Source organism: Rhodococcus sp. (in: high G+C Gram-positive bacteria), from assembly GCF_049299235.1.
In the GTDB taxonomy this organism is placed as follows: Bacteria; Actinomycetota; Actinomycetes; order Mycobacteriales; family Mycobacteriaceae; genus Rhodococcus.
Genome location: NZ_JBAQXC010000179.1, coordinates 1 through 12986 on the forward strand (window position 1 = coordinate 1; position 12986 = coordinate 12986).

The 12986-nt window shown below is 67.5% G+C and carries 14 protein-coding genes; 12 read left to right on the plus strand and 2 right to left on the minus strand.

The genetic code is table 11. The features are described 5' to 3' along the window. The 7 genes from WAX14_RS10835 to tsaD form a co-directional block, all read left to right on the plus strand. Positions 1-411 (plus strand): ADP-dependent NAD(P)H-hydrate dehydratase (locus tag WAX14_RS10835; protein ID WP_422628084.1); only part of this gene is annotated, 411 nt, incomplete at its 5' end. 58 nt (positions 412-469) lie between these two features. Further along, a complete protein-coding gene (gene alr / locus WAX14_RS10840; protein ID WP_422628085.1) occupies positions 470-1651 on the plus strand; it encodes an alanine racemase in 1182 nt (393 codons plus the stop codon). Beyond that, positions 1648-2706 (plus strand): alpha/beta fold hydrolase, encoded by a 1059-nt coding sequence (locus WAX14_RS10845; RefSeq protein ID WP_422628086.1) that lies wholly within the window; start codon positions 1648-1650, stop codon positions 2704-2706. Before alr ends, WAX14_RS10845 begins: the two co-directional genes overlap by 4 nt. 4 nt (positions 2707-2710) lie before the next feature. Next, entirely contained in the window at positions 2711-3184 is a 474-nt protein-coding gene (gene tsaE, locus WAX14_RS10850; protein WP_422628087.1) for a tRNA (adenosine(37)-N6)-threonylcarbamoyltransferase complex ATPase subunit type 1 TsaE, read from the plus strand. Between the two features lie 55 nt (positions 3185-3239). After that, a complete protein-coding gene (gene tsaB / locus WAX14_RS10855) occupies positions 3240-3920 on the plus strand; it encodes a tRNA (adenosine(37)-N6)-threonylcarbamoyltransferase complex dimerization subunit type 1 TsaB (RefSeq protein ID WP_422628088.1) in 681 nt (226 codons plus the stop codon). Then, entirely contained in the window at positions 3917-4396 is a 480-nt protein-coding gene (gene rimI / locus WAX14_RS10860) for a ribosomal protein S18-alanine N-acetyltransferase (RefSeq protein ID WP_422628089.1), read from the plus strand. Before tsaB ends, rimI begins: the two co-directional genes overlap by 4 nt. Then, positions 4393-5424, plus strand: coding sequence for a tRNA (adenosine(37)-N6)-threonylcarbamoyltransferase complex transferase subunit TsaD (tsaD, locus tag WAX14_RS10865; RefSeq protein WP_422628090.1), 1032 nt, complete (start codon positions 4393-4395; stop codon positions 5422-5424). Before rimI ends, tsaD begins: the two co-directional genes overlap by 4 nt. A gap of 47 nt (positions 5425-5471) precedes the next feature. Here the strand turns inward: tsaD and WAX14_RS10870 are convergent, their stop codons facing one another. Then, positions 5472-7049 carry an Hsp70 family protein gene (locus WAX14_RS10870; RefSeq protein WP_422628091.1) on the minus strand — a complete coding sequence of 526 codons (1578 nt, stop codon included), beginning with the start codon at positions 7047-7049 and terminating at the stop codon, positions 5472-5474. 308 nt (positions 7050-7357) lie between these two features. On the opposite strand from WAX14_RS10870, the gene groES reads away from it, so the two are divergent. Together groES and groL are read left to right on the plus strand one after the other, a co-directional pair. Continuing rightward, positions 7358-7660 carry a co-chaperone GroES gene (groES, locus tag WAX14_RS10875; protein ID WP_068154369.1) on the plus strand — a complete coding sequence of 101 codons (303 nt, stop codon included), beginning with the start codon at positions 7358-7360 and terminating at the stop codon, positions 7658-7660. 87 nt (positions 7661-7747) lie between these two features. Then, positions 7748-9364: a chaperonin GroEL gene (groL, locus tag WAX14_RS10880; RefSeq protein WP_422628092.1), complete on the plus strand. Its 1617-nt coding sequence runs from the start codon at positions 7748-7750 to the stop codon at positions 9362-9364. A 131-nt stretch (positions 9365-9495) separates the two neighbouring features. On the opposite strand, the gene WAX14_RS10885 is transcribed toward groL, so the two are convergent. Continuing rightward, entirely contained in the window at positions 9496-9789 is a 294-nt protein-coding gene (locus WAX14_RS10885) for a WhiB family transcriptional regulator (RefSeq protein ID WP_422628093.1), read from the minus strand. A gap of 608 nt (positions 9790-10397) precedes the next feature. On the opposite strand from WAX14_RS10885, the gene WAX14_RS10890 reads away from it, so the two are divergent. The 3 genes from WAX14_RS10890 to WAX14_RS10900 all read left to right on the plus strand — a co-directional run bounded on the left by WAX14_RS10890 (position 10398) and on the right by WAX14_RS10900 (position 12940). Then, positions 10398-11228: a hypothetical protein gene (locus WAX14_RS10890; RefSeq protein WP_422628096.1), complete on the plus strand. Its 831-nt coding sequence runs from the start codon at positions 10398-10400 to the stop codon at positions 11226-11228. A gap of 118 nt (positions 11229-11346) precedes the next feature. Further along, positions 11347-11925: a sigma-70 family RNA polymerase sigma factor gene (locus WAX14_RS10895; protein WP_422628094.1), complete on the plus strand. Its 579-nt coding sequence runs from the start codon at positions 11347-11349 to the stop codon at positions 11923-11925. After that, positions 11918-12940 carry an anti-sigma-D factor RsdA gene (locus WAX14_RS10900; protein WP_422628095.1) on the plus strand — a complete coding sequence of 341 codons (1023 nt, stop codon included), beginning with the start codon at positions 11918-11920 and terminating at the stop codon, positions 12938-12940. The genes WAX14_RS10895 and WAX14_RS10900 overlap by 8 nt, the downstream gene beginning before the upstream one ends. Positions 12941-12986: the final 46 nt, after the last annotated feature.

Here is a 12986-nt window from a genome sequence, read left to right on the forward strand (position 1 = left end):
CTGCTGACCCCGCACGCCGGGGAGTTCGCCCGGCTCACCGGCGCGCGGCCGGAACCGGACCGGGTTGCCGCCGTGCGCACGCTGGCAGCCGACTGGAACGTCCACGTCCTGCTCAAGGGCCGTGCCACCCTGATCGCCCGCCCCGACGGGCACGTGTTCGTGAACGACGCGGGCGGATCGTGGGCGTCCACCGCGGGAGCGGGCGATGTGCTGTCCGGCCTGATCGGGTCTCTGATGTCGGCCGGAATGGCTGCCGATCTCGCCGCGGCGGCCGGCGCCCGGGTGCACTCGCTCGCCGCCAACCTGGCCGCGCACGACCGTCAGGGGTCCGCCCCCGTCTCGGCGAGCGCGATCCTCACGCAGGTCAGGGCCGCGGTGCGCACACTGCGCGCACATATGTCCGAATCGTGATCCGAACTCCACCACCAGGGCGCTGCCCGTCGGCCACGCAGTGGCAGGATCGACGATCATGACCACGGCGCAGCGCACCCAGGAACAGCACCGTCACGCCCAGCCGCAGGCCGAGGCGGTGATCGACCTGGATGCGGTCGCGGCGAACGTTCGTCTGCTGTGCCGGTACGCCGGGGATGCCGCGGTGATGGCCGTGGTCAAGGCGGACGCCTACAACCACGGCGCGGTACCGGTCGCGCGGGCTGCGCTGGCCGCCGGTGCCCGCGAGCTCGGCGTCACCACCCTCACCGAAGCCCTCGAGTTGAAGTCGGCGGGAATCGACGCGCCGGTGCTGTCGTGGCTCCACACCCCCGACGCGGACTACGCGCCCGCGATCACCGCAGGCGTCGAACTGGGTGTGTCGTCACCGCGGCACCTGGCCGCCGTCGCCGCTGCCGCCCGCGACACCGGCGTCACCGCCGTGATCACCGTGAAAGTCGATACCGGGCTCAACCGTGGCGGCGTCGCCCGCGACCAGTGGCCGGACTTCCTCCGCGACCTCGGGCGCGCCCACGCAGACGGGGCCGTGCGGCTGCGCGGTGCGTTCTCCCACCTCGCGCATGCCGACGAACTCCACCACCCGGAAATCGATGCGCAACGGGATCGGCTGGCCCTGGCCGTCGCCGATCTGCGCCGCCACGGCATGCCGCCGGAAGTGGTGCACCTGTCGAATTCGGCGGCCGCTGTCACCCGTCCCGACCTGCGATTTGACATGATTCGTCCCGGAATTGCGATGTACGGGTTGTCGCCGATTCCCGAGAACGGCGACTACGGGTTTCGGCCCGTGATGACGTTGCGGACGAGGGTGGCGCTCGTGAAGAAAGTGACTGCAGGGTCCGGTGTGTCGTACGGGCACCGCTGGATCGCTCCCGCGGACACCACGGTGGCGGTACTGCCGATGGGGTACGCGGACGGGATCCGACGAAATCTGAGCGGCCGCGTCGAGGTGCAACTCGGGGGCCGACGCCGTCCCCAGATCGGTCGAGTGTGCATGGACCAGATCGTGGTGGACCTGGGCCCGGACGGCGGCGGAGTAAAGGAAGGCGATCACGCGTTGTTCTTCGGTGACGGCAGTCACGGTGAGCCCAACGCCCAGGATTGGGCTGATGTACTCGACACGATCAACTACGAAGTCGTGACCGGGGTGGGTGGCCGCACAGTGCGGACCTACATCGGTGGTGAAGGAGGCGGGACGGTATGAGCATGATGGGCAGGATGGGACTCCTCGGAGCGAGCCTGGCCACGCTCGCCTCGGCGGCAGGTCTGTACGCGGTGCGGTCGGCGGGCATGCCCGCGCCGGAGATCTATGCCGACGAGGATTTCGACGCGATGCTCGGCGCGCCCGGGCACATCGTCACCACCGAGGACGGCGTCGACCTCAAGGTGCGCGAATTCGGTTCGTCGCTCGCGCCACTGACCATCGTGTTCGTCCACGGATACTGCCTGCGCATGCAATCCTGGCACCTCCAACAGCAATACCTGGCGCAACGCTGGGGTCGCGACGTTCGCATGGTGTTCTACGATCAGCGCGGCCACGGCGAATCCGGAGCCGCTGCGTCCAAATCCTGCACGATCGCCCAGCTCGGACGCGATCTCGGATGCGTCATCGACGCGACTGTGCCGCGCGGGCCGGTCGTGGTGGTCGGACATTCGATGGGTGGCATGTCCGTGATCGCGCTCGCCGCGCAGCGTCCCGACCTGTTCGACTCCCGGATCGTGGGGGTCGGATTGCTCTCCACGACCGCGGCGGGCCTGAGCAAGACCGGTCTCGGCCGGAACCTGGAGAACCCGGTGATCGACGGGTTCCGGTACGCCGCACGCACCGCGCCCGGATTCGTGCAATACGCCCGTGGAACCGCGAAGGCGATCGTCTCGCCGATCCTGCGTGCCGCGTCGTACGGCACGGTCGTGAGCCCGCGACTGGTGGAGTTCTCCGACCGCATGCTCAACGAGACATCGGTGCTGACCATCGTGAACTTCCTCCGTACCCTCGAACTGCACGACGAATCCGCGGCACTGCCGACACTCGGAACCGTGCCGGTACTGGTGCTGTGCGGCGACGCGGACATGGTGATCCCGTTCACGGGCTCCGAGGAACTCGCCGCCGCGCTGCCGGATTGCGAACTCAAGCGCGTGCGGGGAGCCGGGCACCTCGTGCAACTGGAATTCCCGGAAGTCGTCGCCAAAGCCGTCGACCGGCTCGTGCAGCGGGCATTCGCACACAACGCGCGGGGCCGGCGGGCCATCGGTGTCTGACCCCGTGACGGACGATGCTGCGCACGGTCGGCATGCCGAACTGCCGACCGTCGACGACACCGAAGCGTTGGGCCGCAGACTCGCCGCAGACCTGCGCGCCGGAGACCTGGTGGTCCTCGACGGGCCGCTCGGCGCCGGAAAGACCGCGTTGACTCGAGGCATCGCCGCAGGTCTCGGGGTCGAAGGGCGCGTGACATCCCCGACCTTCGTCATCGCGCGCGAGCATCGGCCGGGGAAACGTGCCGACGGGGAGCCGGTCGGCCTCGTCCACGTGGACGCCTACCGGCTCGGCGGCGGGCCGCGAGCCCTGGACGAACTCGACGCGCTCGATCTCGACACCGACCTCACCGCCGCGGTCGTCGTCGTCGAATGGGGTGAGGGTCTCGTGGAGAAGCTGGCCGACCGGCATCTGCTGGTGCGGCTCCGCCGCGACCCGGAATCCGATGTGCGTCGCGCCACCTGGGGTTGGGTGGGATAGAGCGCATTCCTGTCGCGTCGCTCGCCGTGTAGCGGGGGCGGTATTCTGGGTAATCGTGCTTGTCCTCGCCGTCGATACCGCCACCGCCGCCGTGACCTCTGGGCTGATCCGCCTCCGAAACGGTGACGGACACGACGGCGACGAACGGAACCTCGAGATGGTTGCGACCCGGGTCACCGACAATCCGCGGGCACATGCCGAGATCCTCACGCCCCAGATCCTCGAGTGTTTCGCCGAAGCAGGATGTGAGGCGGCCGACCTCGACGCTGTCGTGGTCGGTGTGGGTCCAGGGCCGTTCACGGGGTTGCGTGTCGGGATGGCGACAGCCGCCGCGTTCGGTGACGCGCTGGACATCCCCGTCTACGGCGTGTGCACCCTCGATGCGCTTGCCGCGGACGTGTACGTGATGGACCCGGCCGGTTCCGATCTGCTCGTCGTCACCGACGCTCGTCGCCGTGAGGTGTACTGGGCGCGGTATTCGAATGGTCGCCGGGTGGAAGGCCCCGAGGTGCGCACGCCCGCCGAGGTGACGGCCGCGCCGTCGCAACGGGTCGCTGGATCACCCGCCCATGTGGAATTGTTCGACCTGCCGGCCGTGCCGGTGCATGCGCCTTCGCCGGCCGGGCTTGTCGCGGTCGCCGCGCCGGAATTGATCGCCGGGACAGTACCGCAGCCGCTGGTGCCGCTGTATCTGCGGAGGCCGGATGCGGTGGAGACGGCGGCCCGGAAGAAATGAGCGTGCTCGTCGACGCGCTGCGCCCGGATGATGTCGAGCGTTGCGCGGAACTCGAACAGGTCCTGTTCCCAGGGGACGACCCGTGGAGCGCCGACGCATTCCGATCCGAGTTGGCGTCCCCGCACAACCACTACGTGGCCGCCCGCGACGACGAGGGCCGGCTGATCGGCTACGCAGGCCTGGCCAGGCTCGGCACCGGCGTGCATCCCGAGGCGGAGGTGCACACGATCGGTGTCGACCCGGAACTGCGGCAACGTGGGATCGGGGGAACGCTGCTCGACGAACTGCTGCGCGTCGCCGACGCATGGGGCGGTCCGGTGTTCCTCGAGGTACGAACGGACAATGCCCCCGCCATTGCGTTGTACCGACGTGAAGGATTCGAGATCGTGGGCACCAGGAAGCGGTACTACCAGCCGAGCGGCGCCGACGCGTACACGATGTGCCGGCCGGACCGGCGAGAGGAGCCAAAGCCGTGATCGTGATGGGCATCGAAAGCTCGTGTGACGAGACGGGTGTCGGCATCGTCCGGTGGGTCGGCGACGGCACGCTCGAACTGCTCGCCGACGAGGTCGCGTCGAGTGTCGACGAACATGCCCGGTTCGGTGGCGTGGTGCCGGAGATCGCGTCCCGCGCGCATCTCGAGGCGATCGTTCCGACGATGCGCCGGGCGTTGGCAGCAGCGGGTGTCGCCAAGCCCGACGCGGTGTGCGTCACCATCGGTCCGGGTCTGGCCGGTGCGTTGCTGGTGGGCGTCGCTGCCGCGAAGGCGTACGCGGCGGCCTGGAACGTGCCGTTCTACGCGATCAACCACCTTGCCGGGCACGTTGCCGTCGACACCCTCGAGAACGGTCCGATGCCGCCGTGCATCGCGTTGCTGGTCTCGGGCGGGCACACCCATCTGCTGCACGTCGAGGACATCGGCAAGCCGATCGTCGAACTCGGCACCACCGTCGACGATGCGGCGGGGGAGGCGTTCGACAAGGTCGCGCGACTGCTGGATCTCGGATACCCGGGTGGTCCGCTGTTGGACAAGCTGGCGCAGCAGGGTGATCCGGCGGCGGTGGTGTTCCCTCGGGGAATGACCGGGCCGCGCGATGCGCGCCACGACTTCTCGTTCTCCGGCCTGAAGACGGCAGTGGCACGGCACGTCGAAGCGCTGGAGCGTGCCGGGCGGCCGGTGCCGGTCGCCGATGTCGCGGCAGGGTTTCAAGAGGCGGTCGCCGACGTGCTCACGATGAAGGCGGTGCGGGCGGCTCAGGATGTCGGCGTCGACACACTCGTGCTGGGTGGTGGCGCGACCGCGAATTCGCGGCTGCGTTCGCTGGCCAGGGAACGATGCGACGCTGCCGGGATCACCCTGCGGGTGCCGCGCCCGCGATTGTGCACCGACAACGGTGTGATGATCGCGGCGCTCGGGGCACACCTCATCGCCGGGGGCGCGGAACCGTCGTCGCTGACCGTCGCCACCGATCCCGGCCTACCGGTGTCCGTTCATCAGGTGTGACGCCGTGTGCCTTTTGGGCCGTCGGAGCGGCTGAAAAGGCACACGGCTCATTCGATGGGTTCTGACGTCGCCGCGTCGGCTTCGGACGTTTCGGGTGCTTCGGGCGCGACTGTCGGCGGTGTCGTTGCCGCAGGTGGTGCGATTTCCGCAGGTGGTGTCGTAGCTATCGGTGGTGCCGTGGTGGCCGGTGGTGTCGTTGTCTCCGGTGGTGTCGTGGAGACGGGTGGTGTCGTGGTCTCCGGTGGTGTCGTGGAGACGGGTGGTGTGGTCGTGACCGGTGGTGTCGTGGGTTCCGGCGTGGGCGTTTCGGTTGTGGCCGATCCTGGGCGTTCGTGATCCCGGTCGGCGCTTTCCGTCTCCGGCGTCCCCAGTGTGGTCAGCGGTGGCACCGTCGTGTTCGGCCCTGTCGTGTCCGGCACCGTGGTGGGTGGCGCAGTCGCCACGCTGGTCGGCGGTGCTTCGTCCTCCGTGGTTGTGGTGCCGCCGGAAGGGACTCCGGTGGGAACCGGATCGAACGACGGGATGCGCGTCGCGGTCGGTGCGCTCACCTCGGGCGGCACTGCATCGGGCGTGGCCGGCTGCACGAAGTCGCTGGATCCGGCAGGGGAGACCGGCCGGTCGATGGACGGCTCGCGGATCTGATCGGTCGCGTAGCCGGCGACGAGCGCGCCGACGACCAGTGCGCCGACCAGCGCCCCGGCGGTGCGGCCCGAAGACCTGGACTCGTCGGACTCGACGCCTCCGGCAAGAGGAAAAGTGTCGAGTCGGGGGTGGTCGACCATGTGTGCGGCACCATAGGCGGCAACGGTTGCGGGATCGGCGACCGTGACGGCGGGACCACCGAATGCAGCCGAGACGGCAGCGGCCAGTGCCGGTACCGATGATGTGCCGCCGACGAGGACGAGCACCCGTGGTGAGGTCGGGGCGGCAGCACAGACACGTGCGGTGAACTCCGCGGCGACACCCACGAGGTCTGCGACGAGCAGCTCGAACTCGGTGCGGGTGACCGTGACCGACACGCCGGGTCCGGCCTCGCCGATCTCGATGTGTGCGGTGTCGTCGACGCCGAGCGTTTCCATCGCTCCCAGGCAGCGTGCGGCAAGCAGTTCGGAGTCGACCGGCATGCGGGTGCGGACGCCGCTCGTCGATCGGCGGACGTGTTCGACGAGGCGGCTGCTGATCGCGTCGCCACCGACCGCGCCGGTGCGGTCCGCATACAGGATCGTCCCGTCGGCGTCGTCGAGGATCGACACGCTCATCCCGGAGGCGCCGATATCGGCAATCGCGATCGCTCCGTCGGTGTTCATGAGTCCGGTGGTGCGCAAATAGGCGGCGACCGCGGCGGTTTCCGGAATCAGTCTGACGTGATGGCCTTCGCGGATCGCAGCGGCGCGGATCGCGTCTGCCTGTTCGACGGTCCGGTAGCTCACGGTGACGACTTCCGGTTTCGGAACGTCGGCGACCTGGGTCATCAGCGTGATCGCGTCGACAACGAGATCGCCGATGCCGGTGCGGGTATCGGCTGCGAGTTCGCGGTACTCGGTGGTCCGTCCGTCCGGTGCGTCGATCACCAGCACGGATCCCACCCCGGATGCGCCGGTGGAGATCCCCAGCGACGTGCGCATTGTCCACCTCCCGTGCGTGACCGGGTGTCGAGGAGCTTGTGCCCCTTCGAGGGTCACCGTCTGGTCACGCTCCCGCTTCTCTGTTATCCGAACGTAACAGAAAGGGTCTGTGGCTCGCCGAACACGCGTAAGCGCCCGCAAGCCTTGAGTGCTGGCACTCGCATGTATAGAGTGCTAGTGACACCGAGCGTCGGCCCGGCACCCGCGACGACGGGACCTCGCACGGAGTCATCGTGGTGACTGAACGAATCCGAGTCCGGGAACACAGGTTCCCGGACCAAAGCACCCCTGAAAGTGGAGGGCACATCGTGGCGAGCGTGAACATCAAGCCGCTCGAGGACAAGATCCTCGTCCAGGCCAACGAGGCCGAGACGACGACTGCCTCCGGCCTCGTCATTCCGGACACGGCGAAGGAGAAGCCCCAGGAGGGCACCGTCGTCGCCGTCGGCCCCGGTCGCTGGGACGAGGATGGCGACAAGCGCATCCCTCTGGATGTCAAGGAAGGCGACGTCGTCATCTACAGCAAGTACGGCGGAACCGAAATCAAGTACGCAGGTCAGGAGTACCTGATCCTGTCGGCTCGCGACGTGCTGGCCGTCGTCGCCAAGTAAGCCGCGTGCATTCCGCCCCGGAGTTCCTCAACGGACCCGGGGCGGAGTCCGTTCCGGAGAGCATTTCGACAGGAGTAGTCGGAGAACATGTCCAAGCAAATCGAGTTCAACGAGACCGCGCGGCGCGCACTCGAGCGCGGTGTCGACCGCCTCGCCGACGCCGTGAAGGTCACGCTCGGCCCGCGCGGGCGGCACGTCGTGCTCGCCAAGGCGTTCGGTGGCCCGACCGTCACCAACGACGGCGTGAGCATCGCCCGTGAGATCGAACTGGAAGATCCGTTCGAGAACCTCGGTGCCCAGCTCGTCAAGAGCGTCGCCACGAAGACCAATGATGTTGCCGGCGACGGCACCACCACCGCGACCGTGCTCGCGCAGGCCCTCATCAAGGCAGGCATGAAGAACGTCGCCGCGGGCGCCAACCCGATCGCGCTCGGTGCCGGGATCGCCAAGGGTGCCGACACGGTTACCGAGGCGTTGCTCGCGCTCGCGACTCCGGTCCAGGGCAAGGAGGCCATCGCGCAGGTCGCGACCGTCTCGTCCCGCGATGAGGAGATCGGCGTTCTCGTCGGCGAGGCACTCAGCACCGTCGGAGAGAACGGCGTCGTCACGGTCGAGGAGTCCTCGACGCTGAGCACCGAACTGGTCATCACCGAGGGCGTGCAGTTCGACAAGGGATACCTGTCGCCGTACTTCGTCACCGACCTCGACGCGCAGCAGGCGGTCCTCGAGGACGCTCTGGTGCTGCTGTACCGCGAGAAGATCGGCTCGCTGCCGGACTTCCTGCCGCTGCTCGAGAAGATCGCCGAGTCCGGCAAGCCCGTCCTGATCATCGCCGAGGACGTCGAAGGTGAGGCGTTGTCGACGCTGGTCGTCAACGCGATCCGCAAGACCCTCAAGGTGGTTGCGGTCAAGGCGCCGTACTTCGGCGACCGCCGCAAGGCGTTCCTCGACGACCTCGCAGTCGTCACGGCCGGCACCGTCATCAACTCCGACCTCGGACTCTCGCTCAAGGAAGCCGGACTCGAGCTGCTCGGTTCCGCTCGTCGTGTCGTGGTGAGCAAGGACAACACCACGATTGTCGACGGCGCAGGCACCGCCGAGGCCATCGAGGAGCGTGCCGGTCAGTTGCGCGGAGAGATCGAAGCCACCGACTCGGACTGGGATCGGGAGAAGCTCGAAGAGCGGCTGGCCAAGCTCGCAGGCGGCGTTGCCGTCATCAAGGTCGGCGCGGCCACCGAGACCGACCTCAAGGAACGCAAGTTCCGTGTGGAGGACGCGGTGAATGCGGCCAAGGCCGCCGTCGAAGAGGGCATCGTCCCCGGCGGTGGTTCGGCACTCGTGCAGGCATCGCTCGAGCTCGCCGAGTTGGAGTCCTCGCTGTCGGGTGACGAGGCGACCGGCGTCGCGGTTCTGCGGACGGCGCTGTCGGCGCCGCTGTTCTGGATCGCGGCGAACGCCGGCTTGGACGGTGCCGTGGTGACCTCCAAGGTCGCCGAGGGCCCGAAGGGGCACGGTTTCAACGCCGCAACGCTCACCTACGGTGATCTGATCGCCGACGGTGTCGTCGATCCGGTGAAGGTCACGCGTTCGGCAGTCGTCAACGCGTCGTCGGTTGCGCGCATGGTCCTCACGACCGAGAGTGCGGTCGTCGACAAGCCTGAAGAGGAAGCCGGGGCCGCGCACGGCCACGGCCACGCCCACTAGCCGCGACACCACGCAGCTGCGACATCACGAACGAAGCCCCGCCCATCCGGGCGGGGCTTCGCTCGCTGTGGTCGCCGCTGCGTGGCCGAAAGCGATTGGTCAAGCGGTGGAGATCGACGCGGAAGGTGGGGTCACACAGCGATCCGGCGGCGTCTGTGCCGGGCGAACATCTCGCGTTCGGTCTCGGACATGCCGCCCCAGATGCCGTACGGCTCGGCAACATTGAGTGCGTGTTCGCGGCATTGCGCGATCACGGGGCAGCTCCGGCACATCTCCTTGGCGCGACTCTCCCGCTGGGCGCGGGCGCGGCCGCGCTCACCGTCCGGATGGAAGAACATCGAGGAGTCCACGCCGCGGCACAGTCCGTGCATCTGCCAATCCCAGATATCCGCGTTGGGGCCGGGCAGGTGATGTGGTGCAGGCATTGTGGCACTCCTTTGCAGCATGCTCGCGTTGGTGCGAGCGGACCGTGACCGGGAACGGCGACCCGGCCGACTATTCCGTCGAGCACAGTTACCGTAAAAGTGCGATGCAATTCGCGTCAACACTTTCGATGCGTGGGAAACTCCATATCGCGCGCGGCGAGAATTAACCTCGGAAATATTTACTTCGCCACCGGATCATGATTGGCTGACGCTCGATCTCGGCCGTCGTGATGCGCCGAGCGTGTCCCCAACGATCGCTAGAGTGCATTGACCTGCTGATTCTTTCCGAATCACCGTGGTTCTCCAGGTCGCTCGTTCCCACTGCGCGGTGACATGTCGTCCCCGTGACCGCGAAATAACGTACATGCCGCATGTTTGGTATTAACGGACTGTAAACGTGAAACGAATGGCAGGGGATCGAATTTCTGGTTGCAAATATTTGCGCTCAGAGTGCTTGTTTCTCGCCATTCGGGCACCCGCGTCGTGATCGGTCACGACGCTGATGCAATGATTTCGGTGTGTCAGCGATCGTTACGTTCATCTGCCCGCCGGATTTGTCCGAAGACGATTCGGTCTTGTCGGCGGCGGCGTTCGGTGACTGCCCGGGCATGTACCCGCTGCCCGCGGCCACCGATCCGCAGCAGCGATGGCTTCGCGCGGTCGCTCTCGGTGGGCAGGGTTTCTACAGCGGTGCCAGGGCGGAGTTGGCCCGATTGCAGCGCGAGGTCACGGCCGGCCCACTGGCGTCGTTCGCGGCGAGTACCGAGGCGTCGCTGCTGCGTCAACTCGGATGGCACAGGGCGGCAGCCGCGTACGACGGTCGCGCGTTCGCGCTGGCACGGGAGGTGCAGGCGCGGGGGGTACAAGCACAGGGGGTAGAGGCGCAGGGGGTGCAGGCACAGGGGGTACAGCGCGGTGCGCGCACGACAGTCACAGCAGCACAGTGTGATGCGCTCACCGGTCTGGCCGCCGACGCGCTCGGTTGCGGTCGCCTCGACCTGTCGCGCCGGTTGCTCGCACAGTGTGCCGACCGACTCCCGAGTTCGGATGTCGGTGACACGGTGTTGTGGAGACAGCGCATCAGGCTGCATTGGGTCAGGGCGGAAGTCGCGTTGGCATCCGGCGATTTCGCGACCGCGCAGGCTCATGCCGCGCAGGCGTCCGCTCTGGCGGACCGCAGCCGGTCCGTGCGCCATCAGGTGAAATCCGATCTGTTGCGAGCGGCGTCGGCGACCGGGAACGCAGACCTCGGCCAGGCACGTGCGCTCGCCGTCGACGTGTCGGAACGTTGCGCGGACCACGGTCTGGTGCCGCTGCGTTGGGCGGCGGCGATGCTGGCGAACGGTATCGGCGCGGCGGTCGATGCCGATCGGGTTCGCGACGAATGTGCCGAGATCGTGATGCGTCGTGGTGGCCACTTCGCAGCGTTCCGAAATTAGTCGGCAGGGCGAATCGGAGTTGTCGCAGCGTGTCGTTAGGCTGGGGGCGTTCCACCGTCATGTGGAAGCACTCCCGGGTGGGGACGTGCCACTTGTAACGCCAGGACATACGTAATCGATGACTGTTATGGGTGGAGAGCTTGACTCGGCTGTCGCTGCAGCGTCGCAAGGCGATCGGGCTGCTCTCGCCCAGGTTCTCGCAAGCATTCGGCCTTTGGTTGTGCGGTATTGCCGGGCAAGGGTCGGGTCTGCGGAGCGCGGTCAGCACTCCGCGGATGACGTAGCGCAGGAGGTATGCCTGGCTGTGATGACGGCGCTGCCGCGATACCAGGACCAAGGACGCCCGTTCATGGCGTTCGTATATGGCATCGCAGCACACAAGGTCGCTGACGCGCATCGGAGTTCCGCTCGAAATCGGTCGGATCCGGTTGCCGATGTTCCCGAAGTGATGTCGCTGGAGGACAGTCCGGAAGAACACGCACTCAATGCGGAAGCGGGTCGGCAGATGAAGGAACTGCTCGGCACGCTTCCGGAGAAGCAACGCGAGATCCTGATCATGCGATTGGTTGTGGGGTTGTCGGCGGAGGAAACGGCAGCCGCAGTGGGAAGTACGGCGGGGGCCGTTCGGGTGGCTCAGCATCGGGCCATTGCCAGACTCAAGAAGGAAGTGACGAGAGCAGGTGAGAGGAATGGGTAGGAAGCACGGTGGCGACGACTTCCACGCCGATCTCGCCGACGACGGCACCCCCGTGGACATTGCGGCAGTGCGCCGTGATGATGCCCTCATCGACGCGATTTCCGGCGACGGTCCGGTAGCGACGGAATCGGACGAAGAATACGAACTGGCCACGTTGTTGGCGGGATGGCGAGCGGAGGTCCTTGCCGACCCGTTACCTGCCGGCCCTGAACTCGACGAGATCGTCGCCGCGGTCAACCGTGAGATCGGTGCCCGCGATGCGCTGGCGAACAGTCGTACGCGTTCCCGCGGCCAACTGCGTCTCCTGCGGCCCATTGCGGGGGCCGCGGCACTCGTCGCGTTGGCTGTCGGTACGGCCGCAGCGGTGTCCTACAGCGCCGAACCGGGCGATCCGCTCTGGGGCGTCAAGGAGGTCGTGTTCAGCGAGCAGGCGCAGAGCACCGTGGCCCGTATCGACACGACGTCGAGCCTGGAACAGGCCGAGCGTGCGATCGCTGCCGGTGACACCGCCGGTGCTCAAGAGTTGCTCGAGTCGGCGCAGGTTCGATCCAGCGGCGTGGCCGATGCGGGCCAACGTGACCAACTGGGCGACTGGCTGCAGCGGTTGGCCGACGAGCTGAACAAGCTTGTTCCGATACCGCCTGTTCCGGTGTTGCCGAACATGCCGCCGGATACCGGTGCCGCGGCGGTGCCACCGCCGGTGGCAACGATCCTGCCGGAAACGTCGGTGACCGCACCGCCGGCCAACCAGACATCGTCGACGTCCCCGTCGCCTGATCCGACGATCCTGAACGAGCCGACCACGGCGCCGTCGACACCGACGACACCGTCGACGGAACCCACCACTACCACGCCGCCCGCGCCGAGCAGTGAGCCCAGTGCACCGCCGACCACTGCGGCCCCGACAACGACCGCCTCGGCGTCGGCGTCGACGACGTCGCTCGAGCAGCAGTCGATCAGCCAGCCCGCTGGGGAACCGGGTACTCGTTCGGTGGAGACCGCGGACGTGGGCTGACGCCCATCCCTTCACAACACTGCGGCGCCTGCACACAATGTGCAGG